This is a genomic window from Actinomycetospora sp., from assembly GCF_036497245.1.
GTDB lineage: Bacteria > Actinomycetota > Actinomycetes > Mycobacteriales > Pseudonocardiaceae > Actinomycetospora.
Map to the genome: position 1 here is coordinate 1 of NZ_DASXJS010000117.1, position 15,687 is coordinate 15,687.

The 15,687-nt window shown below is 74.4% G+C and carries 14 protein-coding genes; 4 read left to right on the forward strand and 10 right to left on the reverse strand.

Features of this window, described 5'->3' with window-relative positions; genetic code table 11:
• Positions 1–364: siderophore-interacting protein (locus VGI02_RS12210; protein ID WP_331627638.1), on the reverse strand; the 364-nt coding region annotated here is incomplete at its 3' end.
• Between the two features lie 84 nt (positions 365–448).
• On the opposite strand from VGI02_RS12210, the gene VGI02_RS12215 reads away from it, so the two are divergent.
• Positions 449–2,380: a glycoside hydrolase family 15 protein gene (locus tag VGI02_RS12215; protein ID WP_331627639.1), complete on the forward strand. Its 1,932-nt coding sequence runs from the start codon at positions 449–451 to the stop codon at positions 2,378–2,380.
• 59 nt (positions 2,381–2,439) lie between these two features.
• Here VGI02_RS12215 and VGI02_RS12220 read toward each other — a convergent pair whose 3' ends face one another.
• Positions 2,440–3,831, reverse strand: coding sequence for a CoA transferase (locus VGI02_RS12220; protein ID WP_331627640.1), 1,392 nt, complete (start codon positions 3,829–3,831; stop codon positions 2,440–2,442).
• Positions 3,832–3,956: 125 nt separating this feature from the next.
• Between VGI02_RS12220 and VGI02_RS12225 the strand changes: the two genes are divergently transcribed.
• Entirely contained in the window at positions 3,957–4,526 is a 570-nt protein-coding gene (locus tag VGI02_RS12225) for a hypothetical protein (protein WP_331627642.1), read from the forward strand.
• A 7-nt stretch (positions 4,527–4,533) separates the two neighbouring features.
• On the opposite strand, the gene VGI02_RS12230 is transcribed toward VGI02_RS12225, so the two are convergent.
• The 8 genes from VGI02_RS12230 to VGI02_RS12265 all read right to left on the reverse strand — a co-directional run bounded on the left by VGI02_RS12230 (position 4,534) and on the right by VGI02_RS12265 (position 11,300).
• A complete protein-coding gene (locus tag VGI02_RS12230; protein WP_331627644.1) occupies positions 4,534–5,169 on the reverse strand; it encodes a nucleoside/nucleotide kinase family protein in 636 nt (211 codons plus the stop codon).
• 25 nt (positions 5,170–5,194) lie between these two features.
• The gene (locus VGI02_RS12235) at positions 5,195–6,577 is read right to left on the reverse strand and encodes an MFS transporter (protein ID WP_331627645.1); all 1,383 of its coding nucleotides are present in this window, start codon (positions 6,575–6,577) and stop codon (positions 5,195–5,197) included.
• Between the two features lie 61 nt (positions 6,578–6,638).
• Positions 6,639–7,148, reverse strand: coding sequence for a hypothetical protein (locus tag VGI02_RS12240; protein ID WP_331627646.1), 510 nt, complete (start codon positions 7,146–7,148; stop codon positions 6,639–6,641).
• 59 nt (positions 7,149–7,207) lie between these two features.
• Positions 7,208–7,777 (reverse strand): hypothetical protein, encoded by a 570-nt coding sequence (locus tag VGI02_RS12245; protein ID WP_331627647.1) that lies wholly within the window; start codon positions 7,775–7,777, stop codon positions 7,208–7,210.
• A 135-nt stretch (positions 7,778–7,912) separates the two neighbouring features.
• Positions 7,913–8,464: a hypothetical protein gene (locus VGI02_RS12250; protein WP_331627648.1), complete on the reverse strand. Its 552-nt coding sequence runs from the start codon at positions 8,462–8,464 to the stop codon at positions 7,913–7,915.
• Positions 8,465–8,519: 55 nt separating this feature from the next.
• On the reverse strand, positions 8,520–10,169 hold the full coding sequence (locus VGI02_RS12255; protein ID WP_331627650.1) for an acyl--CoA ligase family protein: 1,650 nt from the start codon (positions 10,167–10,169) through the stop codon (positions 8,520–8,522).
• A gap of 82 nt (positions 10,170–10,251) precedes the next feature.
• Complete coding sequence (locus VGI02_RS12260; protein ID WP_331627651.1) at positions 10,252–10,665, reverse strand: rhodanese-like domain-containing protein; 414 nt, start codon at positions 10,663–10,665, stop codon at positions 10,252–10,254.
• Positions 10,662–11,300 (reverse strand): cysteine dioxygenase, encoded by a 639-nt coding sequence (locus VGI02_RS12265; protein WP_331627652.1) that lies wholly within the window; start codon positions 11,298–11,300, stop codon positions 10,662–10,664. Before VGI02_RS12265 ends, VGI02_RS12260 begins: the two co-directional genes overlap by 4 nt.
• 232 nt (positions 11,301–11,532) lie before the next feature.
• On the opposite strand from VGI02_RS12265, the gene VGI02_RS12270 reads away from it, so the two are divergent.
• Both VGI02_RS12270 and VGI02_RS29120 read left to right on the forward strand, forming a co-directional pair.
• A complete protein-coding gene (locus VGI02_RS12270) occupies positions 11,533–15,426 on the forward strand; it encodes an ABC transporter ATP-binding protein (RefSeq protein ID WP_414638247.1) in 3,894 nt (1,297 codons plus the stop codon).
• A gap of 99 nt (positions 15,427–15,525) precedes the next feature.
• The coding region (locus VGI02_RS29120; RefSeq protein ID WP_414638248.1) for a 2-oxoglutarate dehydrogenase E1 subunit family protein at positions 15,526–15,687 on the forward strand (162 nt) is incomplete at its 3' end.

Here is a 15,687-nt window from a genome sequence, read left to right on the forward strand (position 1 = left end):
CCTCGATCCAGCGGCCCGCGAGCCCGGCGCCGTGGCGGACCATGTCGATCTCGATCTCGTCGCCGTCGAGCGCCCGCACGGTGTACTCGCGGTAGGGCCGGGGCCGACCGGGCGGCGGGGCGAGGAGCCCGCGCGGCCCGATCTCCGGGCGGTCGGGCTCACCCCCGGGATCGAGGGGGAAGAAGAGCTTGGCGTGGTCGGTCGGCCCGGAGACCGGGAGTCCGGCGAGCGCGCCCGTCGTCGTGGCCCGGAACCGGACCCGTCGCATCCGCGGGGTCACGTCGTCGGCGCCGACGACCTCGACCCGCACCGGGTCGACGTCGTGGGCCTCCTGCGTGATCACGGGGGCGATGCGGACGACCATGCGGGTCACGCTAACCGCGGGCGTCGACGCGATGTCGCGGACCCGGAACCTGCCCGCCACGGGCGTAGGGGAGCATCGCCGACCGTGACTGCGCAGCACACGGACCTCGACGCGGCCCCTCGCGACCCGGTGGCTCGTACCGGCCACGTCCCCGGCCTCGTCGCGAGCCCCTTCCCGCCGATCGCCGACTACGGGTTCCTCTCCGACTGCGAGACCACCGCGCTGGTCGCGCCGAACGGCGCCGTCGAGTGGCTCTGCCTGCCGCGGATGGACTCCCCGAGCGTCTTCGGCGCGGTGCTGGACCGGGACGCCGGCACGTTCCGGCTCCACCCCGACGGCATGGACGTTCCCGCGTCCCGCCGGTACGTCCCCGGCACGATGGTGCTCGAGACGACGTGGTGCACCCGGACCGGCTGGCTGCAGGTGCTCGACGTGCTCCTCATGGGCCCGTGGCACCACGAGGGCGAGCGGTCCGGCTCGCACATGCGCGCACCGACCGACTACGACGCCGACCACGTGCTGCTGCGCGTGGCGCGCTGTCTGTCGGGGCAGGTGCAGCTGCGCATGGAGTGCGCGCCGGTCTTCGACTACGGGCGGACGCCCGCGACGTGGACCTACCCCGAGGAGGGGTACCGGACCGCGCGCGCGGTCGGGGGTCCCGGAGCCCCCGACCTGCTGCTCACCACCGACACCAACGTCGGGTTCGAGGGCACCCACGCGACCTCCCGGACGCTGATCAAGGAAGGCGAGTGGCGCTACGTGGCGCTCTCGTGGAGCGAGCACGCACCCCCGGCGACGGTCGACGAAGCCCTCGACCGGCTGACCTGGACCGAGCACCACTGGCGGCACTGGCTCGACCGCGGTGACTTCCCCGATCACCGCTGGCTGCCCTACCTGCAGCGATCGGCGCTGACGTTGAAGGGCCTCACGTTCGCCCCGACCGGCGCGATCGCCGCCGCGGCCACGACGTCGTTGCCCGAGACCCCCGGCGGCGAGCGCAACTGGGACTACCGCTACTCCTGGATCCGCGACTCGGCGCTCGCGCTCTGGGCGCTCTACGCCCTGGGCTTCGACTGGGAGGCCAACGACTTCTTCTACTTCGTCGCCGAGGCGGCGGAGGCCGCGGCCGGGCACCTGCAGATCATGTACGGCGTCGACGGCCGCTCGACGCTCGAGGAGGAGATCCTCGGTCATCTCGACGGCTACGAGGGCGCCTACCCGGTGCGCATCGGCAACGGCGCCTACGACCAGGCCCAGCACGACGTCTGGGGCGCCGCGGTCGGGGCGATCTACCAGTACGTCCGCAGCCGGGACCGGCTCGACGACCGGCTGTGGTCGATCGTCATCACCCAGGTCGAGGCGGCCCTGGAGCACTGGCGAGGACCCGACCGCGGGCCGTGGGAGGTGCGCGGCGAGCCGCAGCACTTCACCACGTCGAAGATCGCGTGCTGGCTCGCCGCCGACCGCGGCGCGCGACTCGCCGCGCTGCGGGGCGACGCCAAGCGCGAGGACCGGTGGTCGCGGGCCGCCCAGGAGATCCGGGACGACGTCCTCGCCCACGCCGTCGACTCCCGCGGGGTCCTCTGCCAGCACTACGCGACGACGGGGCTGGACGCCTCGCTGCTGCTCATGCCGATCGTCGGGTTCCTCGCGCCCGACGACCCCCGGTGCCGGGCCACCGTGCTCGCGATCGCGGACGAGCTCACCCAGGACGACCTCGTGCTCCGCTACCTCGTCGAGGACACCGACGACGGCCTGCAGGGCGAGGAGGGCACGTTCACGATCTGCTCGTTCGCGCTGGTGTCCGCGCTCGCGGTGATCGGTGAGGTCGGCCGGGCGACCGCGCTCTGCGAGAAGCTGCTCGCCTCGGCGTCCTCGCTGCACCTCTACGCCGAGGAGATCGACCCGCACTCCGGGCGGCACCTCGGCAACTTCCCGCAGGCGTTCACGCACCTCGGGCTGATCCAGGCGGTCATGAACATCGTGCGGGCGGAGAAGAAGGCCGCGCGGCGGTAGGTCCCGGGGTTGTCAGCGATGCGGCATGGCTGACGTCGGACGTCAGTGACTCCACATCGTCAGCGCGGCGCCCACGCCGGCTCGTCGGTCCCGAGCCGGTGCGCCGGAGCGGCCCACGACGCCGGCCCGCCCGGCATGACGACGGCAGGCGGCGGCACCTCGACCGCGCCGACCGACTGCCGCAGCGGCTCGACGGCCGGCACCCGATTCGCGTCGTCGAGCCCGCCGACCGGCCCCGACCAGAGCCACTCCGCCGTGCGCGCCAGCGCCAGGTCGCGCACCGAGCCGCCCCGCTCGGACCGCTCCGCCAGCCCCAGGAGCGCGGAGGCCGCCGCCAGGTAGCCGGTCGCGTGGTCCAACGCCTGGGCCGGCAGCGCGCCGGGGCGCCCGTCCTCGCGCGTGGGGTCGGCGCAGGCGACGGCGATCCCGGACGCCGCCTGCTCGATGCTGTCGAAGCCGCGCCGCCCGGCCCACGGGCCCGTCCAGCCCCAGGCGTCGAGCCGGACCACGACGAGATCGGGACGGCGCTCGAGCAGGTCCTCGGGGGCGAGACCGAACCGGTCGAGGGCGCCGGGGCGGTAGCCGGTGACGACGACGTCGGCCGTGTCGGCGAGCGCGCGCAGCCGCGGGTCGGCGGCGTCGAGGATCGTCGTGCGCTTGCCGAGGCCGGTGTCGGCGTGCTGCGCGGGGATCTCGGCCAGGTGCGGCGGATCGACGCGCAGCACGTCCGCACCCGCCAGCGCGAGCGTGCGGGTGGCCACGGGCCCGGCGATGACGCGGGTCAGGTCGAGCACGCGGAACCGGTCGCCGACGGCGGGCCCCGGTCCACCGGCACGGCGCACCGTCACCAGCGGCTCCCCCGCGACGGCGCGGCCGGGTCCCGACGACGACCACGTGGTGCGGTCGCGCACCGCGACCGCGATGCCGCCTGCCGCGGTGACGGCGTCCTCGACCTCCAGGGCCGAGCGGGTGGCGAGGGCGGCCGTCAGCTCGTCCGGGCCGGAGTCGTCGGGCAGGCCCAGGGCGGCCAGGAGGCGGGCCCGGTGGTGCGGGTAGTTCGCGTGGGTGCGGACCCAGCCGCCGCCTCTGAGAGATCCCCCGTCGCTCCGCTCGCCCCTGACGGATCCCCCGTCGCTCCGCTCGCCCCGGCCCGCGCGCCAGAACCCCGACAACGGCGCGAACCCGCCCGACGCCTCGCCGTGGATCCGCAGCAGCTGATCCGCGCGGAAGGAGCTGCCGACCCGGGCCGCGTCGACCTCGACCTCGCCGCCGCCCCGCAGCAGGGCCGCCGCCCCGGCCGCGGAGGCGACCGAGGCGTGCGCCAGCGCGTCGACGGGCAACGGCGAGGCGAGGCCGGTGGAGTCGCCGCGGCCGATGGGGTGCGGCGGCGGACCGGGGGCGTCGAGCCGGGCCCACAGATCATGCAGTGCGACGTCGCGGGCCTCGTTCACCCCGCGAGGATGTCTGACTCGCGAAGATCCGACAAAGACGGCACGATATGGGGCCACGTCGGCGCGGGCCGGCGCCGACCGGGATCCCCTCGGCCGGGCGCCCGGTTCGCAGGAGGTGCCTTCCGATGCTGCGACGACCCCCGACGCGGCGCGAGACGACCTGGGCGGTCCTGGCCTTGGTCGCACCCGTGCTCCTGATTGCGTACGCTCTCGGTTTCCTCGTGGACTGGCAGATCGCACCCGTCCGCAGCACCCTCACCGTCGCGTTCATGGCGATCGGGGTCGTCACGGCGATCCCGTTGCTCCGGGCGACGCGAGCGGACCCGCCGGCGAACCTCGGGCTCATCGACGTCGAGCGGTCCGCCCGATGGCCGCTGCGCCGCGAGCTCTGGGCGGGCCGTCCCGGCCCCGTGGAGCTGCGCCGCTATGCGGCCGGGTGGGCCAGCCGGCGGTTGAACCGCCCGCTGCAGGGCTCCGCGTACCTCTGGCTCGCCGGCTGGCTGGTGGCCACCGGGTCGAGCCACGAGGACTACCCCACCGGTGTGTGGGGGTGGCTGTTCGGTGCGGCGCAGGCGGTCCTGCTGATCACCGGTGTCGCGTCGTTGGTGCTGCGCGCGCGGGCCGAGCGGGTCGTCGAGGCGCTCGAGCGGGAGCGCGAGGACGCCCGGGACGGCGAGGTCACGGCCGAGTCGTGAACCGGCGTCAGCGGGCCTGCAGGGCGGGCCGGTCGGGGTGGTCGGCGAGCACGACGAGGTCGGCGAACGCCGCCGGGTCGACCTCCGCGGCGTAGCGCGCGTACGCGGCCAGCGTCCACGCCTCGGCCTCCGGGGTGTTCCGCGCGAGCGCGGCGGCGGAGAGCGACACGTGGATCTCCATCTCCGCGGGCAGACCCCGCCCGAGCAGCAGCGGGCCGTCGACGAGCACGACCCCGCCCGGCGCGAGCTCCACCCGGGCGGCGCGGACCGCGCGGTCGGTCTCGACGTCCCACAGCCGTGGCAGCACCGGATTCCCGGCGCCCGCGGGCGCGAGCACCTCGCGCACGAGCGCGCCCGCGTCGAGCCAGTCGTCGTAGAAGGCGTCCGGGTCGGTGCGCCCGCGCTCCAACCGCACCGACGCCGGGCGCAGGAAGTCCCACGCGGACACCCGCAGCACCGCCCTGGACAGCGCCTGCAGCCGGTCGACGAGACCGTCGGCCCAGCGGTCGGGCCGTGCCGCGGCCGCGCCGTCGAGCAGCACCCTCGCCGAACCCCCGCCCGGGACCGGCCGAGCGTGGATCTCCTCGGCGAGCTCGTCGAGCAGGGCGTCAGGAGTCAGGGGGCGGATCGACGGCCGGGTCATCGCCCCCAGGATCCCAGTCCGGCGCTCAGGTCTGCGCCACCGGCCCGTCCCCCGCGACCCGCGCCGACTCGCCCGCGACCACCGGGACCGGCACGTGCTCCTCGGAGTGCTCGTCGTCCTCGTCCGGCGGTCGGGGGTGCATGAGCGAGAGCGCGATCAGCGACACGACCGCGCAGCCGATGATGTAGATCGCGATCCAGAAGTAGTTCCCGGTCGCGGCGAGGATCGCGGCGGCGATCAGCGGCGCCGGTCCGCCCGCGATGACCGACGCGAGCTGGTAGCCCAGACCCGCCCCGGTGTAGCGCACCCCGGTGCCGAAGCTCTCGGAGATCAGCGCTGCCTGGGGGCCGTACATCATGTCGTGGAAGACCAGGCCCAGGATCATCCCGAGGACCACCAGGCCGCCGACCCGGGTGTCGAGCAGCAGGAAGTACGGGAAAGCGTAGAGCCCGGTGAGCACCACTCCGGCGCCGTAGACCAGGCGGCGGCCCAGGCGGTCGGAGAGCCAGCCGAAGAACGGCACGGAGACGATGCCGATCAGGGCGGCGACGATCAGGTAGAGCAGCAGGTCCGTCTGGGCCAGCTTCAGCTGCTTGGTGCCGTAGACGAGCACGAACGAGGTGAACAGGTAGAACGGCGCCTGCTCGGCGGTGCGCACGAACATCGCCTTGAGCACGTCACGCCACTGGTCGCGCAGCGTGTCGACCAGCGGCATCTTCACGACGGCGCCCCGGGTGCGCAGCGCGGCGAACGCCGGCGACTCCAGCACGGTCAGCCGCACGAACAGGCCGATGCCGATCAGCAGGATCGAGGCGATGAACGGCCAGCGCCACCCGCCGGCCAGGAAACCGGGCCCGGAGAAGAAGTAGACGACGGCGGTGCCGAGGGCCAGGCCGATCGGCACGCCCATCTGCGGCCAGGCCGCCATGAGCCCCCGTTGCTTGCGGGTGCCCCACTCCATCGACATGAGCACCGAGCCGCCCCACTCGCCGCCGACCCCGATGCCCTGCAGTACCCGCAGGAGCGTCAGCAGGATCGGTGCCCAGATGCCGATGGTGGCGAAGGTCGGCAGCACGCCGATCAGCACCGTCGCGCCGCCCATGATCAGCAGCGTCGCGATCAGGGAGTACTTGCGCCCGATCCGGTCGCCGTAGTGACCGAAGATCGCGGCGCCGAAGGGCCGGGCGGCGAACCCGACGAACTGCGTCGAGAACGCGAGCAGGATCCCGCCCGCCTCGGAGTTGTTGAAGAACAGCGGGCCGAAGACCAGGGCGGCCGCGGTGTTGTAGAGGAAGAAGTCGTACCACTCGATCGTGGTCCCGACCGTGCTCGCGACGACGGCCCGTCTCTTGAGGCGGCGTCGGATCGCCGGATCGGACAGGTCAGGAGCCCCCGCAGTGGTCGCCATGCCTTGGAATGGTGCGCGTCACACTCGATCCGGGCAAGACCGACTTCACTCAGCGGAACGGTCAGATGACCGAAAAGCGATCGGTGAGCTTCTGTCCGTCCGAACGGGTGATGAGGCAGGACACGAGGCGTCCGCCGGACGACCCAGAGCCCGCTCCGTTCGGAGCATCGAAGGCGGCCTCGTCCGGGACGATCGCGGCGACCCGGAGGTCGGAACGGTCCACCCCGCTCGCGGTGGGCGCCACCTGGCCCGAGGCGGCCACCATGGCGCAGAACGAGCGACCGAACGCGGCCATGGCGTCCTCGCCGGGGTACGAGACCTGCCTGCTCTCGTTGAGCGGCGTGGTCGAACCGACCACCTCGACGTCGTGCGGATCCCCGCACGGCGTGTTGGCGCCGCTCGAGTAGGTCGCGCCGTCCCCGAGCGTCCCGCCTGCGCACTGGCCGTCGAAGAGCGAGAAGTCGGCCAGGTCCCCGCCCGGTCCGTAGGTGAAGACGTCCGGGTCGGTGGAGAACGGCCGCCAGCCCCCGACCAGCGCGCCGAGGGCGAACACGACGAGCGCCAGCACCACCGCCGCCGCCCCCAGCAGGAGGCGGCGGTCGCGCAGGACGGGCGGGACGGTGCGCAGGGTCAGCTCTCCTGCTCCACGTGCATGGCCGCCTGCTCGGCGCCCTCGGTGGACCACTCGCCGTCGACCCGCGCGGCCTCGCCGTAGCGGTCGTCGGCCGGGCGCCCGGTCGGCTCGGCGGCGCCGTCCTCGGAGGACAGCCCGACCTCGATCTCGCCGTCGCCCTCGGTCATCAGCTGGGCCTCGACGGCACCCTCCGGGTCGAGAGGGTCGGCCAGGGGAGTTCCGGTGCGGCCGACGTCACCGACGCCGTCGACGGAGTTGGCGGGATCGTCGACGGACTCGTCGAGGTCCATCGCGGGGGTCGCGGCGACCGGCCGGTCGGGCGGCTCCTCGGCCGTGACGTCCGGCTCCTCCTGCGGGATGCGGTACGCCAGGGTGTCCTGGTCCTCGGCGTCCTGCGTCCCGCCCAGCCGCACGTCCCGGCTGTAGCCCTCGGCGGTGTCCATACCGTCCTCGAGCGGGTCCGCACCCAGCCGGTCCTCGTCGAGGACCAGTGACGGCTCCGCGTCCAGGGCGCTCGTGTCGTTGTCGACGACGGCTTCGGCCTGCTCGGCGAACTGCTCGCTCACGGGTGGTGGCTCCTGTCCTGCCTCGACGGGCCGACGACGCGGCCCGGTCGCGTGGGTGCATGGTGCACGGTCGTCGGGGCGTTCCCCGCAGCGGGTCGAGCCAAGCGTCGCGCAGGTCAGGGGCTCACAGCGCCCTCAGTGGTGGTGCCCGCGCGCGTGACCGTGACCCTGGGCGCCGTGCGCGCGGGCGACCGTCGCGCGCTCGTAGGCCTTCGCGTAGGCCTGTTCCCAGGCCCGCATCTGCGCGGCCCGGGACCGCACGGCCGCGGCGTAGGCGCGGACCTGGCGCTCACGGTCGGACACCGTGCGGGTGGCGGGACGGCTCCGCGTCGTCGACGGCGGGGTCTCGGCGGCCGCCTGGGCGGCCGGGCTCGGCGTCGTCGTCACGACCGGCGGCGTCGGGTCCTGCGGCACGATCGGCGCGCCGACGACGGGCGGGGCCAGGGTCGCGGCGGCCCCCGCGGCCGGGGCCAGCGACGCGGCGGTGGAGGTGACCTCCTGGCCGGTGCCGGTGCCGAGCGACAGGCCGACCGCGGCGGCGCCGAGGGCGACGGTCCCGGTGGCCGCAGCCAGCGCGTAGCGGCGCCTGCGGGGCGCCGCCGCGGCCGCGTGGTCCTCGGCACGCGCCAGCTCGAGGGCCAACGGGCCGCTGGACGGAGCGGCGAACGGATCAGTCGGAAGGCTCATCAGTGGTCCTATCGGCTCAGCGGCGGCCATCGTTACCGGTCCGTGACCACGAGCGCTACCCCTGGATGCGCCGTTCCTGTCCGCCCCACTCCTTGGCCCGGAGCTCGAACTTCTGGATCTTTCCGGTGGAGGTCTTCGGGAGCTCGGCGACGACCTCGACGTCGCGGGGCGCCTTGTACCGCGCGATGGCGGTCTTGACGTGGGAGATGATGTCCTCGGGCTCGGCGGAGTGTCCTTGCCGCAGGATGACGAACGCCTTCGGGCGCTCGCCCCAGCGCTCGTCGGGGACCCCGACGACGGCGGCCTCGAGCACGGCCGGGTACGAGAGCACGGCCTGCTCCACCTCGACCGTCGAGATGTTCTCGCCGCCGGAGATGATCACGTCCTTGGCCCGGTCGCGGAGCTCGACGTAGCCGTCGGGGTGCATGACGCCCAGGTCACCGGAGTGGTACCAGCCGCCGGCGAAGGCCTTCGCGGTCGCGTCCGGGTCGCGGTAGTAGCCCGACATGACGTTGTTGCCGTGCATGACGATCTCGCCCATGGTCGTGCCGTCGGCGGGCACGTCGACCAGCTCGACGGACGCCCAGTCCTCCACGGCGTCGTCGAGCACCTCGACGATGCGCACGGCATCGGTCTGGATCATGCCGACGCCCTGGCGGGACTGCAGCCGGGCCCGCTCGGTGTCGGCCAGCGCAGCCCACGCCTCCTGCCACTGGCAGACGGTGTACGGGCCGTAGGTCTCGGTGAGCCCGTACACGTGGACGATGCGGAAGCCCCTCCGCTCCATCTCGAGGATCGTCGTCGGGCTCGGCGGGGCGCCCGCGGTCGTCACGACCAACGCGTAGTCCAGCGTCCGGGCCTCGGGCGCGTTCATGATCGTCGTGACGACGGTCGGGGCGCCGTTGAGGTGGGTGACGCGATGCTCGTCGATCAGCGCCCAGATGAGGTCGCCGCGCACCTCCCGCAGGCACACGTGGGTGCCGCCGATCGCCGTGATGCCCCACGGCGTGCACCAGCCGTTGCAGTGGAACATCGGGAGCGTCCACAGGTAGACCGACGCCGGGTCGTGGTAGCTCTGGATGATCTCGCCGAGGGAGTTCAGGTACGCGCCGCGGTGGTGGTACTGCACGCCCTTGGGCTTGCCGGTGGTGCCCGACGTGTAGTTGATCGAGATCGTGCCGCGCTCGTCGTCGACGGCCCACGGGAGGTCGTCGCCGGCGTCTCCACGGGAGAGCAGCTCTCCGTAGCCATCCGGACCTGACCCGGCGTCGGGACCCTCCGCGTCGACGTGGACCACGATCTCGCGGACGGTCTCGAGGCTCTCCCGGATCGGGTCGACCGCGCCCAGCAGCGCGGAGTCGACGACCAGGACCGTCGCGCCGGAGTGGTCGAGGATGTAGCGGACCTCCTCGGCCGAGAGCCGGGTGTTCACCGCGACCAGGACCGCGCCCGCCAGCGGCACCCCGAAGTGGGCGTGCAGCATCGCCGGCACGTTGGGCAGCAGGCAGGCGACGCGGTCGCCGGGCTGCACACCGGACGCCCGCAGCCCGCGCGCCAGCCGTTGGGCGTCACGGGCGAACTCGGCGTAGGTCCACCGCGTGGTGCCGTGCACGATCGCGGTCTTGTCCGGGTAGACCCCCGCCGAGCGGTGCAGGAACGACAGCGGCGTCAGTTCGGTGATCCACGTCTCGGGCCCGCGCGTCATGGGTCGAGGTTAGGCGCGCGGCCGGGTGAGCGGAATCGCCGATTGCACGGGGCCGGTCCGGGCGCATGAGTGGGTGGCGCCGTCAATGCCCCCGCGCGTAGTCCGGCGGGGCGTCCGACCCCGGCGCGGTGGGCAGGCCGGCCGCCGCCCAGGCCCGGAACCCGCCGACGACGTCGGTGGCGTGGTGGATGCCCAGGTCCTGCAGCGCCGCGGCGGCCAGCGAGGAGGTGTAGCCCTCCGAGCAGAGCACCACCCAGGCCACGTCGTGGTCACGCGCATCGGGGATGCGCGCGTCCGATGCCGGGTCGAGGCGCCACTCCAGGTGGTTGCGCTCGATCACCACCGCGTCCGGCACGGTGCCCTCGGCCAGCCGCTGCCAGCCGGGACGGATGTCGACCAGCCGCGCGCCGTCGCGCGCCGCGGCGGCCGCCTCCGCCGGCTCGAGCCGGGTCAGGCGGGCCCGCGCCGCGGCGAGCACGTCGGCGATCGTCGTCACCGGAGGACCTCTCCCCCCTCCGGCGACGCCCCCCGCTCCACCAGCTCGGAGCGGGTGCGGGTCAGCGTGCCCCGGTCGACGTCGTAGTAGGACATCGTCGACAGCGGCGGCGAGTAGGCGTGCACGCTCACGGCAGGCGTGGGGCGCCGGTTGGACACGTCGTGGACGTGCCCCAGTGGGAAGGCCGCTCCCGACGAGACCCCGAGCGTGCGCCGCCGCAGCCCGGGTCCGGACGCGGCGAGCTCCTCGGGGGTGACCTCGTGGTCCTCGGTGCGGCCGGAGGTCCAGCGCCACTCGGTCAGCTCGCCCCGCACCACGGTGAGGGCGCCGATCGAGCCACCGTGGTCGTGCAGCTCGGCGGCCTGCTCGGTGGCCCAGCTGATCAGCCAGACGTCGAGGTGCGGGTCGGCGTGCAGGCGCCTCGACCAGCGGTGGGTGTGGTCGACCCGGACCTCGTGCATCCCGGCGACCACCTCCGCGGCGACCTGGCGGGTGATCGCGGTGAGGTCGGAGAGGCTGACCGGCGTCGGGCCGTCATGCCAACGGCGGCGGTCACCGTGGAGGGTGCGGGGCAGGAAGGGGAGCGTGGCGGGGGCGTCGGGGCGTGCGTCGCTGCGCGCGACGGCGGAGGTCATGGCGGGACGAATCCTCGGGTGACGATCGGCCGCGAGCGGCCGGGAGACGCTCCCCGGGGCACCTGGCCGCGCACGGGGAACGGGGACTCGTCGTCAGCGACAGTGCTGGTCGAACACATGCGCACGACGGCCCACCCAGAACGGGTCGAGCTCCTCGCGGCGGTTCACGGCGGTATTCCACCACGGATCCGTCGGAAGGACACAGTCGGGGGGCGGACATAGCCTGGATCGCGTGCCCGACCCCGCCTCGCTCGAGGCCCCCACCCCGAAGGACCCCGCACACCCCCAGGACGCGGCCACCGACGCCGGCCGCACCCGCCCCGAGGACCCGGAGCGCGGGTGGGTCCGCCGGCTCTCCCTCGACTGCTGGCGCCACCGCGCCCTCACGGTCGCATCCGTGGGCGCCTCGACGCTCGGCGTGGGCCTGGAGTCCGTCGGCCCGCTGCTGGTGGCGGTGGCGGTCGACCGGGCCGTCCGCGGCTCCACCGAGGGGCTCACGGCGATCGTCGCGGCCGTCGCCGGCCTCGCGCTCGTGAAGTTCGCGATGGCGTTCCTGCGCCGCTACCTCGGGGGCAGGCTCTCGCTGTCGGTGCAGCACGACCTGCGACGCCGGGTCTTCGGGTCGATCTCCCGCCTCGACGGGCCGCGGCAGGACGCGCTGCGCACCGGGCAGGTGGTCTCCCGCGCGAACTCGGACCTCCAGCAGGTCCAGGGCCTGCTCGGGATGGTCCCGTACTCGGTCGGCACGCTCGCCCAGGTCGCCGTGTCCGTCGCGATCATGGCGTGGCTCTCGCCACTGCTCACGGTCGTCGCGCTGATCACGCTGCCGGTGGCGCTGGTGTTCACGACGGTGATGCGACGGCGGCTCTTCCCGGCGACGTGGGCGGCGCAGCAGCGCGCGGCCGAGGTCGCCCAGGGGGTCGAGGAGACCGTCACGGGCGTCCGCGTGGTGAAGGGCTTCGGGCAGGAGGAGCGCGAGACGGCCCGGCTGGCCGGCGTCGCGGGCCGGCTCTACGGCGAGCGGCTGCGCGCGGCCCGGCTGACCGCGCGGCTCACCCCGACGCTCTCGGCCCTGCCGACCGTCGGCCAGCTCGTGGTGTTCGCCCTCGGCGGCGCGATGGCGCTCTCCGGGCAGATCACCATCGGGACCTTCCTCGCCTTCACCACCTACATCGCCGCGCTCATCGCCCCCGCCCGGATGGTGGCCGCGGTCGTCGTCACCGGTCAGCTCGCCCGCGCGGGCGTCGAGCGGGTCTACGAGCTCATCGATTCCCAGCCCGACATCGTCGACGCCCCGGACGCCGTCACCGTCCCCGGCGGCCCGGTCGGCCTCGCGCTCGACGACGTCCGGTTCGGCTACGCCCGCAGCGAGCCGGTCCTCGACGGGGTCACGCTGGCGGTGCGCCCCGGCGAGACCCTCGCGGTGATCGGGACGGCGGGCTCGGGCAAGTCCACGATCGCGCTGCTAGTCCCGCGGTTCTACGACGTGCAGGGCGGGTCGGTGCGGGTCGGCGGGCGCGACGTCCGCGAGCTGTCGCTGGCCTCGCTGCGCCGCGCCGTCGGGGTGGTGTTCGAGGAGGCGTTCCTCTTCTCCGACACGGTGCGCGCCAACATCGCCTACGGCTCCCCCGACGCCACCGACGACCAGGTCCGGGCCGCGGCCGCGGCGGCCCAGGCCGACGAGTTCGTCCGCGAGCTGCCCGACGGCTACGACACCCGGGTCGGCGAGCGCGGCCTCACCCTCTCCGGCGGGCAGCGCCAACGCGTCGCCCTGGCCCGCGCCCTGCTGTACGACCCCCGGGTGCTGCTGCTCGACGACGCGACCAGCGCCGTCGACGCCGCCACCGAGGCCGCCATCGGCGAGACGCTGCGCGCCGTCACCGCCGAGCGCACCACGCTGGTGATCGCGCACCGGCGCTCCACGCTCGCGCTCGCCGACCGGATCGCGGTGCTCGACGAGGGCCACGTCGTCGACGTGGGCACCGCCGCGGAGCTGGCCGGGCGCTGCGAGCTGTTCACCGCGCTGCTCGCCGGGCCCGGGGAGAGCATCGAGCAGCCCACCCGGGCCCGGATCGACGACGCCGAGGGCCCGGGACCCGACGGCACGACGGCGTCGTTGTGGCCCGACCCGGCCGAGGCCGCCCTCAGTGGCGCGGGCGACGCCCCGCCCGGCGACCGCGGCTCCCCCGACCCGGTCGCGGCGGGCCTCGACGGCACCGTCTCGTCGCAGGAGATGCAGTCCGCGCTGGCCACGCTGCCGCCCGCCGACGAGCGCCCCGACCTGCACGGCGAGGACCCGACGGCGCCCGATCCCGGGTTCCGGCTGTCCCACCTGCTCCGCCCGGTGCGGCTCGCGCTCGCCGCGGTGGTCGGCCTGGTCGCCCTCGACGCGCTGGCCACCATCGCGTTCCCCTCGCTCGCGCGGCTCGCGGTCGACGGCGGGATCAACGGCCACGCGCCGTCGATCCTGGTGCTCGCGGTCGGCATCGGCGTCGGCGTCGTGGCCGTGGACTGGGTCGTCGTGTTCGTCCAGACCGTGCTCACCGCACGCGTCGGCGAGAGCAGGCTCTACCTGCTGCGGGTACGCAGCTTCGCCCACCTGCAGCGCCTCGGCCTGGACTTCTACGAGCGCGAGCTGGGCGGCCGGATCATGACGCGCATGACGACGGACGTCGACGCGCTCTCGTCGTTCCTGCAGACCGGGCTCGCCCAGGCCGTCGTCGCGCTGCTCACCGTGCTCGGGGTGGCCACGGCCCTCCTCGTCACCGACCTCGAGCTCGCCCTCGTCGCGCTCGCCGTCATGCCCATCCTCCTGGCGGCCACGGTGGTCTTCCGGAGGCTCTCGTCGGTGGCCTATGCCGAGGCCCGCGAACGGGTCAGCGTGGTGAACGCCGACCTGCAGGAGAACGTCGCCGGGCTGCGGGTCGCGCAGGCCCACACCCACGAGGAGCGCTCCGCGGCGCACTTCGCGAGCAACAGCGACGCCTACCGCCGCGCACGCCTGCGGGCTCAACGGCTCATCGCCACCTACTTCCCCGGTGCCAACCTGCTCTCCGACCTCGCCCAGGCCGCCGTGCTCGGCGTGGGCGCGGCCCGGGTGGCGAGCGGCGACCTGTCGGACGGGATCCTGGTGGCGTTCCTGCTCTACCTGTCGATGTTCTTCGGCCCGGTGCAGCAGCTCTCCCAGGTCTTCGACGGCTACCAGCAGGCCCGCGTCGGCCTGGCCCGCATCTCCGAGCTGCTGCGCACGCCGACCTCGGTGCCCGCCCCCGCCGACCCCGTCGCCGTGGGTGCGCTGCGCGGCGACGTCGAGCTGCGCGACGTCGGGTTCTCGTACGCCGGGGCGAGGGGAGCGACGGGGGAAGGGCCCGGCGCCGAGGGCACCCCCGCGCTCACCGGCGTGTCCCTGCACGTCCCGGCCGGGCGCACCGTGGCCCTGGTGGGGGCCACCGGCGCCGGGAAGTCGACCGTGGTCAAGCTCGTGGCGCGGTTCTACGACACGACGTCGGGGTCGGTGCTCGTCGACGGGATCGACGTGCGCCGCTACGACCTCCCGGGGCTGCGCCACCGCCTCGGGGTGGTGCCGCAGGAGGCGCACCTGTTCGTCGGGGACGTCGCCTCGAACATCGCCTACGGCCGCCCGGACGCCTCCCCGGCCGAGATCGAGGACGCGGCGCGGCGGGTCGGGGCCCTCGACGTCGTCGCCGCCCTGCCCGCCGGGTTCCGCCAGCCCGTCGGCGAGCGCGGCGGCGGGCTGTCCGCCGGGCAGCGCCAGCTGGTCGCGCTGGCCCGCGCCGAGCTGGTCGACCCGGCGTTGCTGCTGCTCGACGAGGCCACCGCGGCGCTCGACCCGGGCACGGAGTCCGCGGTGCTGGCGGCGGGCGACCGGGTCGCCGCCCGGCGCACGACCTTCGTCGTCGCCCACCGGCTCGCCACCGCGGCCCGCGCCGACCGCATCGTCGTGCTCCACGGGGGGCGCATCGTCGAGGAGGGGACCCACGACGAGCTGCTCGCCGTCGACGGGCGGTACGCCCTGCTCTGGCGGACCGGCGCCGCGACCGCGGACGACGCCGAGGAGCTCGTCGAGCGCGAGGGCGTCACCCGGGAGGGCACTGCCGTGGCATGAACCGGTGCAGTGGGCAACAGGGCCGCCACCCGCGCGGGCGCCGGGGTCTAACCTGGTGTCCGTTTCCATTCCCGCACGTGATTGAGGCGATTTCGAGCCGTGTCGACGAGTAGCCCGGCAGCTCAGTTCGGTCCCAACGAGTGGCTGGTCGACGAGATGTACCAGCGCTACCTCGCCGATCCGGACTCCGTGGACACGGCCTGGCACGAGTTCTTCGCGGACTACGCGCCCTCGGACGGGGAGAGCGTCGCCGGGGCGAAC

Excerpts from the sequence above, each read along its gene's own strand:
- VGI02_RS12255 (WP_331627650.1), bottom strand. The coding sequence starts at position 10,169 with ATGACGCGCGGGCCCGAGACGTGGATCACCGAACTGACGCCGCTGTCG.
- VGI02_RS12230 (WP_331627644.1), bottom strand. The coding sequence starts at position 5,169 with ATGACCCGGCCGTCGATCCGCCCCCTGACTCCTGACGCCCTGCTCGAC.
- VGI02_RS12250 (WP_331627648.1), bottom strand. The coding sequence starts at position 8,464 with ATGAGCCTTCCGACTGATCCGTTCGCCGCTCCGTCCAGCGGCCCGTTG.
- VGI02_RS12235 (WP_331627645.1), bottom strand. The coding sequence starts at position 6,577 with ATGGCGACCACTGCGGGGGCTCCTGACCTGTCCGATCCGGCGATCCGA.
- VGI02_RS12225 (WP_331627642.1), top strand. The coding sequence starts at position 3,957 with ATGCTGCGACGACCCCCGACGCGGCGCGAGACGACCTGGGCGGTCCTG.
- VGI02_RS12265 (WP_331627652.1), bottom strand. The coding sequence starts at position 11,300 with ATGACCTCCGCCGTCGCGCGCAGCGACGCACGCCCCGACGCCCCCGCC.